This is a genomic window from Pseudomonas sp. No.21 (genome assembly GCF_054558415.1).
In genome coordinates this window covers 67,895-82,396 of record NZ_BAAJNO010000017.1, presented here as the reverse complement: position 1 = coordinate 82,396, position 14,502 = coordinate 67,895, and the positions used below count along the sequence as shown (strand labels likewise).

General features: G+C 61.5%; 19 protein-coding genes. 18 read left to right on the top strand and 1 reads right to left on the bottom strand.

Annotation, left to right across the window (positions count from 1 at the left end; translation table 11 throughout):
- The first annotated feature begins 9 nt into the window (after nucleotides 1-9).
- From rplX to ACYJSS_RS27220, 17 genes are all read left to right on the top strand, one after another.
- Nucleotides 10-324 carry a 50S ribosomal protein L24 gene (gene rplX, locus ACYJSS_RS27300; RefSeq protein WP_021219598.1) on the top strand — a complete coding sequence of 105 codons (315 nt, stop codon included), beginning with the start codon at nucleotides 10-12 and terminating at the stop codon, nucleotides 322-324.
- Between the two features lie 20 nt (nucleotides 325-344).
- Entirely contained in the window at nucleotides 345-884 is a 540-nt protein-coding gene (gene rplE, locus ACYJSS_RS27295; RefSeq protein WP_021219599.1) for a 50S ribosomal protein L5, read from the top strand.
- 13 nt (nucleotides 885-897) lie between these two features.
- The gene (gene rpsN / locus ACYJSS_RS27290) at nucleotides 898-1,203 is read left to right on the top strand and encodes a 30S ribosomal protein S14 (protein ID WP_111261954.1); all 306 of its coding nucleotides are present in this window, start codon (nucleotides 898-900) and stop codon (nucleotides 1,201-1,203) included.
- A 194-nt stretch (nucleotides 1,204-1,397) separates the two neighbouring features.
- Entirely contained in the window at nucleotides 1,398-1,790 is a 393-nt protein-coding gene (gene rpsH, locus ACYJSS_RS27285) for a 30S ribosomal protein S8 (protein WP_111261953.1), read from the top strand.
- Nucleotides 1,791-1,802: 12 nt separating this feature from the next.
- The gene (rplF, locus tag ACYJSS_RS27280; protein ID WP_021219602.1) at nucleotides 1,803-2,336 is read left to right on the top strand and encodes a 50S ribosomal protein L6; all 534 of its coding nucleotides are present in this window, start codon (nucleotides 1,803-1,805) and stop codon (nucleotides 2,334-2,336) included.
- Between the two features lie 10 nt (nucleotides 2,337-2,346).
- On the top strand, nucleotides 2,347-2,697 hold the full coding sequence (rplR, locus tag ACYJSS_RS27275) for a 50S ribosomal protein L18 (protein ID WP_021219603.1): 351 nt from the start codon (nucleotides 2,347-2,349) through the stop codon (nucleotides 2,695-2,697).
- Nucleotides 2,698-2,700: 3 nt separating this feature from the next.
- The gene (gene rpsE / locus ACYJSS_RS27270) at nucleotides 2,701-3,201 is read left to right on the top strand and encodes a 30S ribosomal protein S5 (RefSeq protein ID WP_111261952.1); all 501 of its coding nucleotides are present in this window, start codon (nucleotides 2,701-2,703) and stop codon (nucleotides 3,199-3,201) included.
- 2 nt (nucleotides 3,202-3,203) lie between these two features.
- Nucleotides 3,204-3,380 (top strand): 50S ribosomal protein L30, encoded by a 177-nt coding sequence (gene rpmD, locus ACYJSS_RS27265; RefSeq protein WP_016490545.1) that lies wholly within the window; start codon nucleotides 3,204-3,206, stop codon nucleotides 3,378-3,380.
- A 3-nt stretch (nucleotides 3,381-3,383) separates the two neighbouring features.
- On the top strand, nucleotides 3,384-3,818 hold the full coding sequence (rplO, locus tag ACYJSS_RS27260) for a 50S ribosomal protein L15 (RefSeq protein ID WP_111261951.1): 435 nt from the start codon (nucleotides 3,384-3,386) through the stop codon (nucleotides 3,816-3,818).
- Entirely contained in the window at nucleotides 3,819-5,147 is a 1,329-nt protein-coding gene (secY, locus tag ACYJSS_RS27255) for a preprotein translocase subunit SecY (protein WP_111261950.1), read from the top strand.
- Between the two features lie 30 nt (nucleotides 5,148-5,177).
- On the top strand, nucleotides 5,178-5,294 hold the full coding sequence (gene rpmJ, locus ACYJSS_RS27250) for a 50S ribosomal protein L36 (protein ID WP_014854209.1): 117 nt from the start codon (nucleotides 5,178-5,180) through the stop codon (nucleotides 5,292-5,294).
- Nucleotides 5,295-5,427: 133 nt separating this feature from the next.
- Nucleotides 5,428-5,784 (top strand): 30S ribosomal protein S13, encoded by a 357-nt coding sequence (gene rpsM / locus ACYJSS_RS27245; RefSeq protein WP_111261949.1) that lies wholly within the window; start codon nucleotides 5,428-5,430, stop codon nucleotides 5,782-5,784.
- Nucleotides 5,785-5,814: 30 nt separating this feature from the next.
- Nucleotides 5,815-6,204 (top strand): 30S ribosomal protein S11, encoded by a 390-nt coding sequence (rpsK, locus tag ACYJSS_RS27240; protein ID WP_003093689.1) that lies wholly within the window; start codon nucleotides 5,815-5,817, stop codon nucleotides 6,202-6,204.
- A gap of 16 nt (nucleotides 6,205-6,220) precedes the next feature.
- Nucleotides 6,221-6,841: a 30S ribosomal protein S4 gene (gene rpsD / locus ACYJSS_RS27235; RefSeq protein ID WP_111261948.1), complete on the top strand. Its 621-nt coding sequence runs from the start codon at nucleotides 6,221-6,223 to the stop codon at nucleotides 6,839-6,841.
- Between the two features lie 22 nt (nucleotides 6,842-6,863).
- Entirely contained in the window at nucleotides 6,864-7,865 is a 1,002-nt protein-coding gene (locus ACYJSS_RS27230; protein ID WP_021219610.1) for a DNA-directed RNA polymerase subunit alpha, read from the top strand.
- Nucleotides 7,866-7,907: 42 nt separating this feature from the next.
- Nucleotides 7,908-8,297, top strand: coding sequence for a 50S ribosomal protein L17 (gene rplQ, locus ACYJSS_RS27225; protein WP_021219611.1), 390 nt, complete (start codon nucleotides 7,908-7,910; stop codon nucleotides 8,295-8,297).
- Between the two features lie 245 nt (nucleotides 8,298-8,542).
- Nucleotides 8,543-9,991 (top strand): catalase, encoded by a 1,449-nt coding sequence (locus ACYJSS_RS27220; protein ID WP_236206024.1) that lies wholly within the window; start codon nucleotides 8,543-8,545, stop codon nucleotides 9,989-9,991.
- 69 nt (nucleotides 9,992-10,060) lie between these two features.
- Here the strand turns inward: ACYJSS_RS27220 and uvrA are convergent, their stop codons facing one another.
- Nucleotides 10,061-12,895 carry an excinuclease ABC subunit UvrA gene (gene uvrA / locus ACYJSS_RS27215; protein WP_111261946.1) on the bottom strand — a complete coding sequence of 945 codons (2,835 nt, stop codon included), beginning with the start codon at nucleotides 12,893-12,895 and terminating at the stop codon, nucleotides 10,061-10,063.
- A gap of 209 nt (nucleotides 12,896-13,104) precedes the next feature.
- On the opposite strand from uvrA, the gene ACYJSS_RS27210 reads away from it, so the two are divergent.
- Nucleotides 13,105-14,499, top strand: a complete 1,395-nt coding sequence (locus ACYJSS_RS27210) for an MFS transporter (RefSeq protein WP_236206023.1) — start codon at nucleotides 13,105-13,107, stop codon at nucleotides 14,497-14,499.
- Nucleotides 14,500-14,502 lie beyond the last annotated feature (3 nt).

Genomic DNA, 14,502 nt, shown 5'->3' with positions numbered 1-14,502 from the left:
GAAGCCGTCATGCAAAAGATTCGTCGTGACGACGAGATCATCGTCATCGCCGGCAAAGACAAGGGCAAGCGTGGCAAGGTGCTCAAGGTTCTCACTGACGACCGTCTGGTCGTTGGTGGGATCAACCTGGTGAAGCGCCACACCAAGCCGAACCCCATGTCCGGTGTACAGGGCGGTATCGTCGAGAAGGAGGCGCCTCTGCACGTCTCCAACGTCGCCATCTTCAATGCTGAAACCAACAAGGCTGACCGCGTTGGTTTCAAAGTCGAAGACGGTAAGAAAATTCGTGTCTTCAAGTCGACCCAAAAAGCGGTTGATGCTTGAGCACTGCTAGGTAGAAGACCATGGCACGACTAAAAGAGATTTACCGGAAAGAAATCGCGCCCAAGCTGAAAGAAGAGCTTCAGCTTTCCAACGTGATGGAAGTTCCGCGCATTACCAAGATCACCCTGAACATGGGCCTGGGCGAAGCGATTGGTGACAAGAAAGTCATCGAGCACGCTGTAGCTGATCTTGAGAAGATCACTGGTCAGAAGGTCGTTGTGACCTACGCCAAGAAATCCGTAGCGGGCTTCAAGGTCCGTGAAGGTTGGCCGATCGGTGTCAAGGTGACCCTGCGTCGCGATCGTATGTACGAGTTCCTGGATCGCCTGCTGGCTATCTCCCTGCCCCGCGTGCGTGACTTCCGCGGCCTGAATGCCAAGTCCTTCGATGGTCGTGGCAACTACAGCATGGGCGTGAAAGAGCAGATCATCTTCCCGGAAATCGATTACGACAAGATCGATGCGCTGCGTGGCCTGGATATCACCCTGACCACCACCGCCCGTAACGATGATGAAGGTCGCGCCCTGCTGCGCGCCTTCAACTTCCCGTTCCGCAACTGATTGGAGTAGGAACATGGCCAAACAGAGCATGAAAAACCGTGAGCTGAAGCGTCAGCAAACGGTTGCTAAGTTCGCTAAGAAGCGCGCTGAGCTGAAAGCTATCATTGCCAACCCCAACTCCACTCCGGAAGCGCGTTGGGAAGCTCAGGTAGCTCTGCAGAAGCAGCCCCGTGACGCCAGCGCCTCGCGCCTGCGTAACCGCTGCCGTATCACCGGTCGTCCGCACGGTGTGTACCGCAAGTTCGGCCTCGGCCGTAACAAGCTGCGCGAAGCCGCCATGCGTGGTGACGTTCCCGGTCTGGTCAAGGCCAGCTGGTAATGTCGCCGTGGGTGTCGGAGCGCAAGCTCCGGCATCCGCCGAGTGGTATCAAATCAAGCCCCTTTTGGGGCTTGATTCGTTTTTGATCCGTCTCTAGAATATTCGGCTCGCCGGAGTCAGGCCTCGATTCGCCTGCGCTCTGTCGCGATTCTAGTCGCAAGGCTATTTCTTTTGTATTTAGGAGCAACTAGCCCATGAGTATGCAGGACCCGTTAGCGGACATGCTAACTCGTATCCGTAATGCCCAGATGGCTGAAAAGTCTGTCGTAAGCATGCCGTCCTCCAAACTGAAGGTGGCGGTAGCCAGCGTTCTCAAGAACGAAGGTTACATCTCGGGATACCAGATCAGCAGCGATATCAAACCTCTGCTGTCCATCGAGCTGAAGTACTTCGAAGGCCGTCCGGTCATCGAGGAACTCAAGCGCGTAAGTCGTCCTGGCCTGCGCCAGTACAAATCCGTCGATCAGCTGCCGAAAGTTCGTGGCGGCCTGGGCGTATCGATCGTTTCCACCAACAAGGGTGTGATGACTGATCGTGCTGCTCGCGCTGCTGGCGTTGGTGGCGAAGTGCTTTGCACTGTGTTCTAAGGGGGGATAAGCATGTCTCGCGTTGCTAAGAACCCCGTCAAGCTGCCCGCTGGCGTCGAAATCAAGATCGCCGGTCAGCAGCTCTCGGTGAAGGGTGCCAAGGGCGCTCTCGAACTGAACGTGCACCCGTCCGTGGAAGTGCTGCAGGAAGCTGGTGAGCTGCGTTTCGCTGCTCGCAACGGCGACCAGCAGAACCGTGCCATGGCTGGTACCACCCGTGCGCTGGTCAACAACATGGTAGTCGGCGTCAGCCAAGGCTTCGAGCGCAAGCTCCAGCTGGTAGGCGTTGGCTACAAGGCGCAAGCCAAAGGTCAAGTGCTGTCCCTGGCTCTCGGCTTCTCGCATCCGGTGGATTACGAACTGCCGCAAGGCGTTACCGCCGAAACCCCCAGCCAGACCGACATCCTGATCAAGGGTATCGACAAGCAGCTGGTTGGTCAGGTGGCGGCCGAAATTCGCGACTTCCGTCCGCCGGAGCCCTACAAGGGCAAAGGTGTGCGTTACGCCGACGAAGTCGTCCGTCGTAAAGAAGCTAAGAAGAAGTAGGGCATAGCAAATGAGCGTAAAGAAAGAAACTCGTCTGCGTCGCGCTCGCAAGGCACGCCTGAAAATGCGCGAGCTGGAAACCGTACGCCTCTGCGTGTATCGCTCTTCCCAGCACATCTACGCCCAGGTCATTTCGGCCGACGGCGCCAAGGTTCTGGCCACTGCCTCGACCCTGGACAAAGAACTGCGTGACGGCGCCACCGGCAACGTCGACGCCGCCAAGAAGGTTGGTCAGCTGGTTGCCGAGCGTGCGAAAGCAGCTGGTGTCACTCAGGTGGCGTTCGATCGTTCTGGCTTCAAGTACCACGGCCGCGTCAAGGCGCTGGCTGATGCTGCTCGTGAAGGCGGGCTGGAGTTCTAAGTTATGGCAAATAACGAGCAAAAGCGCGACGAAGGCTACATCGAGAAGCTGGTCCAGGTTAACCGTGTTGCCAAGACCGTAAAGGGCGGCCGTATCTTCACCTTCACCGCGCTGACCGTGGTGGGTGACGGTAAAGGTCGTGTTGGTTTCGGTCGTGGCAAGTCCCGCGAAGTGCCGGCTGCTATCCAGAAAGCGATGGAAGCCGCTCGCCGCAACATGATCCAGGTAGACCTGAACGGTTCGACCCTGCAGTACCCCGTCAAGTCCGCCCATGGCGCCTCCAAGGTGTACATGCAGCCGGCTTCCGAAGGTACCGGTATCATCGCCGGCGGCGCCATGCGTGCCGTTCTGGAAGTGGCTGGTGTGCAGAACGTTCTGGCCAAATGCTATGGCTCGACCAATCCGGTGAACGTGGTTTATGCCACCTTCAAGGGTCTGAAGAACATGCAGTCCCCGGAGTCCGTTGCAGCCAAGCGTGGTAAGAGCGTCGAGGAGATTCTCTAATCATGGCAACTGTCAAAGTAACGCTGATCAAGAGCGTTAACGGCCGTCTGGCTAACCACAAAGCTTGCGTCAAGGGCCTCGGCCTGCGTCGCATTGGTCACACCGTCGAAGTTCAGGACACCCCTGAAAATCGCGGCATGATCAACAAGGCTTACTACCTTCTGCGCGTCGAGGGTTAATCCATGAAACTGAACGATCTGCGTTCCGCGCCGGGTGCCCGTCGCGAGAAGCACCGTCCGGGCCGTGGTATCGGCAGCGGCTTGGGCAAGACTGGTGGCCGTGGTCACAAAGGTCAAACCTCCCGCTCCGGTGGCACCATCGCTCCGGGCTTCGAGGGCGGCCAGCAGCCGCTGCATCGTCGTCTGCCGAAGTTCGGCTTCGTTTCCCTGAAGGCCATGGATCGCGCAGAAGTGCGCACCTCCGAGCTGGCCAAGGTTGAAGGCGATGTCGTCACTCTGCAGTCGCTGAAGGATGCCAACGTGATTAACCAGAACGTACAGCGTGTGAAAATCATGCTGTCGGGCGACGTTACTCGCGCGGTCACCCTGAAAGGTATCGCCGCCACCAAGGGTGCGCGTGCGGCTATCGAAGCAGCTGGCGGTAAGTTCGAGGACTAAATGGCTAAGCAAGGTGCTCTCTCCGCGCTCAGCAATGGCGGGTTATCCGAGCTCTGGGCTCGACTGCGTTTCCTGTTCCTGGCGATCATCGTCTACCGGATTGGCGCGCACATTCCAGTGCCCGGGATAAACCCAGACCGGCTGGCCGAGCTGTTCCGGCAGAACGAGGGGACCATTCTTAGCCTGTTCAACATGTTTTCCGGCGGCGCGCTGGAGCGCATGAGCATTTTTGCACTGGGGATCATGCCGTACATCTCGGCGTCGATCATCATGCAGCTCATGACCGCTATTAGCCCGCAGCTGGAGCAGTTGAAGAAGGAAGGTGAAGCTGGCCGTCGCAAGATCAGCCAGTACACCCGCTACGGCACTGTAGTCCTGGCGCTGGTGCAGGCAGTCGGCATGTCCGTCGGCCTCGCCAGTCAGGGCGTCGCATTCTCGACTGATTTCGGCTTCTACTTCGTGGCCGTCACCACCTTCGTGGCTGGTGCGATGTTCATGATGTGGCTGGGCGAGCAGATCACGGAGCGCGGTGTTGGCAACGGTATCTCGATGCTGATCTTTGCAGGCATCGTTGCCGGTCTTCCGAGGGCGATCGGGCAGTCTTTCGAGTCTGCACGCCAGGGCGATATCAACATCTTCGCCCTCGTCGCCATCGGTTTGCTGGCGGTAGCGATCATCGGTTTCGTGGTGTTCATTGAGCGTGGCCAGCGTCGCATCGCGGTGCACTACGCCAAGCGTCAGCAGGGCCGCAAGGTCTTCGCTGCGCAGACCAGCCACCTGCCGCTCAAGGTGAACATGGCGGGCGTGATCCCGGCCATCTTCGCCAGCAGCATCCTGCTGTTCCCAGCGTCGCTGGGGGCATGGTTCGGTCAGTCCGACAAAATGGGCTGGCTACAGGACCTTTCGCAGGCGATCGCCCCCGGTCAGCCTTTGAACATTCTGCTGTTTAGTGCAGGGATCGTTTTCTTCTGCTTCTTCTACACAGCGTTGATGTTCAATCCGAAAGACGTGGCGGAAAACCTGAAGAAGTCCGGTGCCTTTATTCCGGGTATCCGTCCTGGTGAGCAGTCCGCGCGCTATATCGATGGCGTACTGACCCGCTTGACCATGTTCGGTGCTCTGTACATGACGGCTGTTTGCCTGCTTCCGCAGTTCCTTGTGGTGGCAGCCAACGTTCCGTTCTACCTTGGCGGGACCTCGTTGCTGATCGTTGTTGTGGTTGTCATGGACTTTATGGCCCAAGTGCAATCTCACCTCGTTTCGCACCAGTACGAATCCCTGATGAAGAAAGCCAACCTGAAGGGCTACGGCGGCGGAATGCTCCGCTGACCCAGTTCCGTAAGGTTCTAGGAGTTACTGATGAAAGTTCGTGCATCGGTGAAAAAGCTGTGCCGCAACTGCAAGATCGTTCGCCGCGAAGGTGTTGTTCGCGTGATCTGCAGCGCGGAACCGCGTCACAAACAGCGCCAAGGCTGAGTGTGATTCACGCGTTATGAGCCCGGCAGCTAGTGCGCTGCCGGGTTGATTATTCGTTTCTACAGCGTTAATATCGCGCGCCCTATTTCTTGGCTTCCGGGGCGTAGGTAGCTGTCAACTGGAGTTTCACTGAATGGCCCGTATTGCAGGCGTCAACATTCCAGATAACAAGCACACTGTTATCTCGCTGACCTACATCTACGGTGTTGGTCGCACCACTGCACAGAACATCTGTGCAACCACCGGGGTCAACCCGGCGGCAAAGATCAAGGATCTCTCTGACGAGCAGATCGAACAGCTGCGTGGCGAAGTCGCGAAGCTCACCACTGAAGGTGACCTGCGTCGCGAAATCAACATGAACATCAAGCGTCTGATGGACCTGGGTTGCTACCGCGGCCTGCGTCATCGTCGTGGCCTGCCTGTTCATGGCCAACGTACCAAGACCAACGCGCGTACCCGTAAGGGCCCGCGTAAGCCGATCCGCAAGTAATTGCGCCCGCGAATCGACAGGAACTAAGTCATGGCTAAGCCTGCTGCTCGTCCCCGTAAGAAAGTCAAAAAGACAGTGGTTGATGGGATCGCCCACATCCACGCGTCTTTCAACAACACCATCGTGACCATCACTGACCGCCAAGGTAATGCCCTGTCCTGGGCCACCTCCGGTGGTTCCGGTTTCCGCGGCTCCCGTAAAAGCACTCCGTTCGCTGCCCAGGTAGCTGCTGAGCGTGCTGGTCAAGCTGCCCTGGAATACGGCCTGAAGAACCTCGACGTCAACGTCAAGGGCCCGGGTCCGGGTCGCGAATCCGCTGTGCGTGCTCTGAACGCCTGCGGCTACAAGATTGCCAGCATCACCGACGTGACGCCCATCCCGCATAACGGGTGCCGTCCGCCGAAGAAGCGTCGCGTGTAATAGGAGACAGTGAGAAATGGCTCGTTACATTGGTCCCAAATGCAAACTGTCCCGTCGTGAAGGCACCGACCTCTTCCTGAAGAGTGGTGCTCGCGCGCTCGAATCCAAGTGCAACATCGAATCGGCTCCTGGCCAGCACGGCGCTCGTCGTGGTCGCCTGTCCGACTACGGCACCCAGCTGCGCGAGAAGCAGAAAGTGCGCCGTATCTACGGTGTCCTGGAGCGTCAGTTCAGCGGTTACTACAAAGAAGCTGCCAGCCGTAAGGGCGCTACCGGCGAGAACCTGCTGCAACTCCTCGAGTGCCGCCTAGACAACGTCGTGTACCGCATGGGCTTCGGTGCTACCCGCTCCGAGTCCCGCCAGCTGGTATCGCACAAAGCCATCAGCGTGAATGGTCAGACCGTCAACGTACCGTCTTTCCAAGTCAAGGCCGGTGACGTTGTTGCCATCCGCGAGAAGTCGAAGAATCAGCTGCGTATCGTTCAAGCCCTTGAACTGTGCGCCCAACGCGGTCGCGTTGAGTGGGTTGAAGTCGACGTCGAGAAGAAGTCCGGCGTTTTCAAAAGCGTTCCGGCACGTACTGATCTGTCCGCCGACATCAACGAAAACCTGATTGTCGAGCTCTACTCCAAGTAAGGGCTAGAAAATAGGTGCATCCATGCAGAGTTCGGTAAATGAGTTCCTGACCCCCCGTCACATTGATGTGCAGGTGGTCAGTCCGACCCGCGCCAAGATCACGCTCGAGCCTCTCGAGCGCGGTTTCGGCCATACCCTGGGCAACGCGCTGCGTCGCATCCTGTTGTCCTCCATGCCTGGCTGTGCAGTAGTCGAGGCCGAAATCGATGGCGTACTCCATGAGTACAGCGCCATCGAAGGTGTTCAGGAAGATGTCATCGAAATCCTGCTCAACCTGAAAGGTCTGGCTGTCAAGCTGCACGGTCGTGACGAAGTAACGCTGAACCTGGTCAAGAAAGGTTCGGGCGTGGTCACTGCTGCCGATATTCAGCTGGATCATGATGTCGAGATCGTCAATGGCGACCACGTGATCGCTAACCTGGCGGAAAACGGTGCACTGAACATGAAGCTCAAAGTGGCTCGTGGTCGCGGCTATGAGCCGGCTGACGCGCGCCAGAGCGATGAAGACGAGAGCCGCAGCATCGGTCGCTTGCAGCTCGACTCCTCGTTCAGCCCGGTCCGTCGCGTTGCCTACGTCGTGGAAAACGCCCGTGTCGAGCAGCGTACCAACCTGGACAAGCTGGTTATTGACCTGGAAACCAACGGTACCCTGGACCCCGAAGAGGCCATCCGTCGTGCCGCTACCATCCTGCAACAGCAGCTGGCAGCGTTCGTCGACCTCAAAGGTGACAGCGAGCCCGTAGTAGTCGAGCAGGAAGACGAGATCGATCCGATCCTGCTGCGCCCGGTTGATGATCTTGAGCTGACCGTACGTTCGGCCAACTGCCTGAAGGCGGAGAACATTTACTACATCGGTGATCTGATCCAGCGCACCGAAGTGGAACTGTTGAAGACTCCGAACCTGGGCAAGAAGTCCCTGACCGAGATCAAGGACGTCCTGGCCTCCCGTGGTCTGTCCCTCGGCATGCGCCTCGACAACTGGCCGCCGGCAAGTCTTAAGAAGGACGACAAGGCGACTGCCTGATCGTCGTAATCACCGAACGTGAGTTTGGTAAGGAATTGAACCATGCGTCATCGTAAAAGTGGCCGTCACCTCAGCCGCACCAGCGCACACCGCAAGGCCATGTTCCAGAACATGGCGGTATCGCTGTTCGAGCACGAACTGATCAAAACCACCCTGCCGAAAGCCAAGGAACTGCGCCGCGTTGCCGAGCCGCTGATCACCCTGGCCAAGGAAGACAGCGTTGCCAACCGTCGTCTGGCCTTCGACCGTACTCGTTCGAAAGCCATCGTTGGCAAACTGTTCAACGATCTGGGCAAGCGCTACGCCAACCGCCAGGGCGGCTACCTCCGCATCCTGAAGTGCGGCTTCCGCGCTGGCGACAACGCTCCGATGGCCTACGTTGAGCTGATCGACCGTCCGGTCGGCGGCGCAGCAGTAGAAGCTGCCGAGTAAGTCGTACGCTACAAGAAGAAACCGGGCCTAGTGCCCGGTTTTTCCGTTCTGGATTCCGAGGTTTTTCGTCCTGCTGGCGTTGCGCTGGTAGCGCTAGCCTTCTGGAGCCCATCGTTTCCGGCCTACGTGATCGAAAGATATTATCTATCGGCCGTTTCCCTTTAATGCATTGGCTCTGTTCTTCCTCGTCCCTCATCCTCTCTCTCGTTGGCTCGCCGCGAAACTATCTGTTGAGGACGTTATAGATGGACAAGAAGACCTACCTGACCACCGCATCCGGTGCCCCCGTCGCTGATAACCAGAACTCCCGTTCCGCCGGCCCGCGTGGACCGTTGCTGCTCGACGACTTCCACCTGATCGAGAAGCTTGCCCACTTCAATCGCGAGAACATCCCCGAACGGCGCGTCCATGCCAAGGGCTCCGGCGCCTATGGCACCTTCACCGTCACCCGCGACATCACCCGCTATAGCCGCGCCAAGTTGTTCGAGGCCGTCGGCAAGCAGACCCCGACCTTCCTGCGCTTCTCGACCGTGGGTGGCGAGCGTGGCTCGGCGGATACCGAACGCGACCCCCGCGGCTTCGCCCTGAAGTTCTACACCGAGGAAGGCAACTGGGACATCGTCGGCAACAACACGCCGGTGTTCTTCATCCGCGATCCGCTGAAATTCCCCGACTTCATCCACACCCAGAAGCGCCTCCCGCAAAGCAACCTCAAGAGCGCGCAAATGATGTGGGACTTCTGGTCGCACTCGCCCGAGGCACTGCATCAGATCACCATCCTGTTCTCCGATCGCGGGATCCCGGACGGCTACCGCCACATGCACGGCTTCGGCAGCCACACCTACAGCCTGATCAACGCCCAGGGCGAGCGTCACTGGGTCAAGTGGCACTACAAGACCAAGCAGGGCATCAAGAACCTGGCGCCGGCCGAAGCGGCCCGCCTGGCCGGTACCGACCCCGATTACGCCCAGCGCGACCTCTTCAATGCGATCGAGCGTGGCGAGTTCCCCAAGTGGAGCGTGTGCATTCAGATCATGAGCGAGGCCCAGGCCGAAGCTCACCATGAGAACCCCTTCGACGTCACCAAGACCTGGTCGCAGAAGGAGTTCCCGCTGATCGAAGTGGGCGAACTCGAGCTCAACCGCAACCCGGCGAACTACTTCGCCGAGGTCGAGCAGGCCACCTTCGGGCCGAGCAACATGATTCCGGGCGTCGGCCTGTCGCCGGACCGCATGCTGCAAGGCCGCGTATTCGCCTACGCCGATGCGCACCGCTACCGCGTGGGCACCAACCACCAGCAACTGCCGGTGAACGCGCCGCGCTCTCCGGTGAACAGCTACCAGCGCGATGGCGCCATGGCGTTCGGCAGCAACGGTGGCGCGGCGCCCAACTACGAGCCCAACAGCTACGCGAATGCGCCCAGGCAGGCGCCCGAGTACGCCGAGCCGCCGCTGGCGCTGAGCGGTGCCGCTGCCCGTCACGACCACCGCGAGGACAGCGACTACTACAGCCACGCCGGTGCGCTGTTCCGCCTGATGAATGCCGAGCAGAAGGCGTTGCTGATCAGCAACATCGCCGGCGCCATGGCCGGTGTCAGCGAGGACGTGGTACAGCGCCAGCTGCAGTACTTCTTCAAGGCCGACCCGGCCTACGGCGAAGGCATCGCCAAGGCGCTGGGCGTCCAGCTCGGCTGACCCTTCACCCTGCATGAAAAAAGCCCCTGTCACCTCGCGGTGGCAGGGGCTTTTCATTGTGCACTGGACTCAGGCGCGATCACGCTCCAGCAGCGGCTTGAGGAAGTGCCCGGTGTGGGACTGCTTCATCTCCGCCACGTCTTCCGGCGTGCCGGTGGCGATGATCTGGCCACCCTTGGAGCCGCCCTCGGGACCCAAGTCCACCAGCCAGTCCGCGGTCTTGATCACATCCAGGTTGTGCTCGATCACCACCACCGTGTTGCCGTGGTCGCGGAGGCGGTGCAGCACATCCAGCAGTTGCTGGATATCCGCGAAGTGCAGGCCCGTGGTCGGCTCGTCGAGGATGTACAGCGTCTTGCCCGTGTCACGCTTGGACAGCTCGCGGGACAGCTTCACCCGCTGCGCCTCGCCGCCGGACAGCGTGGTCGCCGACTGCCCCAGGCGGATGTAGGAGAGCCCTACGTCCATCAGCGTCTGCAGCTTGCGGGCGATGGCCGGGACGGCGTCGAAGAACTCGCGCGCCTCCTCGATGGTCATGTCCAGCACCTCGGTGATGCTCTTGCCCTTGTAGCGGACTTCCAGCGTTTCGCGGTTGTAGCGCTTGCCCTTGCACACATCGCAGGGCACGTAGATGTCCGGCAGGAAGTGCATCTCCACCTTGATCACGCCGTCGCCCTGGCAGGCCTCGCAGCGGCCGCCCTTGACGTTGAAGGAGAAGCGCCCCGGCCCGTAGCCACGGGAACGCGATTCCGCCACGCCGGCGAACAGCTCGCGGATCGGCGTGAACAGCCCGGTGTAGGTCGCCGGGTTGGAGCGCGGCGTGCGACCGATGGGGCTCTGGTCGATGTCCACCACCTTGTCCAGGTGCTGCAGCCCGTCGAAGCTGTCGTGCGGTGCGGCCTCCAGCGTCGTGGCACCGTTCAGCGCAGTGGCGGTGATGGGGAACAGGGTGTTGTTGATCAGCGTCGACTTGCCCGAGCCCGACACGCCGGTGATGCAGGTCAGCAACCCGACCGGGATCTCCAGATTGACGTTCTGCAGGTTGTTGCCACGCGCACCCTTGAGCAGCAGCGACTTCTTCTTGTCGCGTGGGGTGCGCTTGGCCGGCACGGCGATCTTCACCCGGCCCGACAGGTACTTGCCGGTCAGCGAGTCGGGGTGCGACATCACCTCGTCCGGCGTGCCCTCGGCGACGATCCGACCGCCATGTACGCCGGCGCCCGGGCCGATGTCGACCACGTAGTCGGCGAGGCGGATGGCGTCCTCGTCGTGCTCGACCACGATCACCGTATTACCGATGTTGCGCAGGTGGGTGAGGGTGGCCAGCAGGCGCTCGTTGTCCCGCTGGTGCAGGCCGATGGACGGCTCGTCGAGGATGTACATCACCCCCACCAGGCCGGCGCCGATCTGGCTGGCCAGGCGGATACGCTGCGCCTCGCCGCCGGAGAGGGTGTCGGCGCTGCGATCCAGGGTCAGGTAGTCCAGGCCGACGTTGACCAGGAACTGCAGGCGCTCGCGGATTTCCTTGAGGATCTTGTCGGCGATCTCGCCCTTGCGCCCGGGCAGGCTCAGGTCGCCGAAATACTCGGCGGCATCGCCCACCGGCAGGCCGGTCACTGCCGGCAGGGTCTTCTCGCCCACCCACACGTGGCGCGCCTCGCGGCGCAGGCGGGTGCCCCGGCAGTCCGGGCAGGGCTGGGTGCTGAGGAACTTGGCCAGCTCCTCGCGCACGGTGTTCGACTCGGTCTCGCGGTAGCGGCGCTCCAGGTTGGGGATGATCCCCTCGAACGGGTGCGAACGCTTGACGATGTCGCCACGGTCATTGAGGTAGCGGAAGTCCACGTCCTCGCGGCCGCTGCCGAAGAGGATCGCCTTCTGGTCCTCGGCCGGCAGCTCGTCGAAGGGCTTTTCCAGGCTGAAGCCGTAGTGTGCGGCCAGGGAGCCGAGCATCTGGAAGTAATAGACGTTGCGTCGGTCCCAGCCGCGGATCGCGCCCTCGGCCAGGGTCAGCTCGCCATTGACCAGGCGCTTGGCGTCGAAGAACTGCTTCACGCCCAGGCCGTCGCAGGTGGGGCAGGCACCGGCCGGGTTGTTGAAGGAGAACAGCTTGGGTTCCAGCTCGCTGATGGAGTGGCCGCAATGGGGGCAGGCGAAGCGCGCGGAGAAGATGATCTCTTCGCCCGGCTCGTCGTCCATCGGCGCCACCAGCGCAATGCCGTCGGCGAGATTGATCGCCGTCTCGAAGGATTCCGCCAGGCGCTGCTGCAGGTCGGCGCGGACCTTGAAGCGGTCCACCACCACGTCGATGGAGTGCTTCTTCTGCTTGTCCAGCTTGGGCAGTTCGTCCATCTCGTAGAGGCGGCCGTTGACCCGCGCCCGCACGAAGCCCTGGGCACGCAGCTCGTCGAACACCGCGAGGTGTTCACCCTTGCGCTCGCGGATCACCGGCGCCAGCAGCATCAGCTTGCGGCCCTCGGGCAGCGCCAGGACCTGGTCGACCATCTGGCTGACGGTCTGCGCCTCCAGCGGCACGTCGTGGTCCGGGCAGCGCGGCGTACCGGCGCGGGCATAGAGCAGGCGCAGGTAGTCGTAGATCTCGGTGATGGTGCCCACGGTGGAGCGCGGGTTGTGCGACGTGGACTTCTGCTCGATGGAAATGGCCGGCGACAGCCCCTCGATGGTGTCGACATCGGGCTTTTCCATCATCGACAGGAACTGCCGGGCATAGGCCGACAGCGACTCCACATAGCGACGCTGGCCTTCGGCGTAGAGCGTGTCGAAGGCCAGGGAGGATTTGCCGGAACCGGACAGGCCGGTGATCACGATCAGCTTGTCGCGCGGCAGGGTGAGATCGACGTTCTTCAGGTTATGGGTACGGGCCCCACGGATCAGGATCTTGTCCACTGCTGCCTCGTTTGGCGTGCGGGAAACCCGCGATTATACGGGGCGCGCCTAGCCTGCGGCAAAGGCGCGCGACTGTGCTGTAGACCATCGGGACTGTTAGAATGCGCGACATTTTTTGGCGCCGGCACAGGCCGTGCACCCAGGGTCGGGTGCGTGCGCCGCCGAGGGGCACGACGCATTTCCCCGTATCCGTTTCCCATGAGGAATCTATGCACGACTCCCATTCCGAACGCATGAGCGGCCGCGAGACCCGAGCGGCCAGCGGCCTCGCCCTGGTGTTCGCCTTCCGCATGCTCGGCATGTTCATGGTGCTGCCGGTCCTGGCCACCTACGGGCAGGACCTGGCCGGCGCGACCCCCGCGCTGATCGGCCTGGCCATCGGCGCCTACGGCCTGACCCAGGCGGTGCTGCAGATCCCCTTCGGCATCGTTTCCGATCGCATCGGCCGCCTGCCCGTCATCTACATCGGCCTGCTGATCTTCGCTGCCGGCGCGGTACTCGCCGCCAACGCCGACTCCATCTGGGGCGTGATCGCCGGCCGCGTGCTGCAGGGGGCCGGGGCGATCTCCGCCGCCGTCATGGCGCTGCTCTCCGACCTCACCCGCGAGCAGCACCGCACCAAGGCCATGGCCATGATCGGCATGAGCATCGGCGTCTCCTTCGCCGTCGCCATGGTCGTCGGCCCGCTGGTCACGCGTGCCTTCGGCCTCTCCGGCCTGTTCTGGGTGACCGCCGTGATGGCCCTGGTGGGCATCGTCATCATCGCCCTGGTGGTGCCGCGCGCCGACCACCCGCTGCAGCACCGCGAATCCGGCGTCGCCCGCCAGGCGCTGCTGCCCACCCTCAAGCACCCCGACCTGCTGCGCCTGGACTTCGGCATCCTCGCCCTGCACGCCGTGCTCATGGCCAGCTTCGTCGCCCTGCCGCTGGCGCTGGTGGAGAAGGCCGGCCTGCCCAAGGAACAGCACTGGTGGGTCTACCTCACCGCGTTGCTGGTGGGCTTCTTCGGCATGGTGCCCTTCATCATCTACGCCGAGAAAAAGCGCCGGATGAAGCGCGTGCTGCTCGGGGCCGTCAGCGTGCTCCTGGCCTGCGAACTGTACTTCTGGGCCTTCGGCGACACCCTCCAGGCGCTGGTCATCGGCACCATCGTCTTCTTCACCGCCTTCAACCTGCTGGAAGCCTCGCTGCCGTCGCTGATCAGCAAGGTCGCCCCGGCTGGCGGCAAGGGCACCGCGATGGGCGTCTACTCCACCAGCCAGTTCCTCGGCGCGGCCCTCGGCGGCATCCTGGGGGGCTGGTTGTTCCAGCATGGCGGGCTGTCGGTGGTATTCATCGGCTGCGCCGTTGTCTGTGCGATTTGGCTCGCCATTGCTGTTACTATGCGTGAGCCTCCGTATGTCACCAGCCTGCGCCTGCCCCTCTCAGCAGCGGCCCTCGGCGATGCCGGGCTGGTGGCGCGATTGCTGGCAACGCCCGGAGTGGCCGATGCCGTAGTGGTGGCCGAAGAAGGCGCCATCTATATCAAGTTGGATACCGAACAATTGGACCGCACGTCCCTGGAGCGCCTGATCAACGCGGCGCCCGAACGTGCTGAAGCCTAGGAG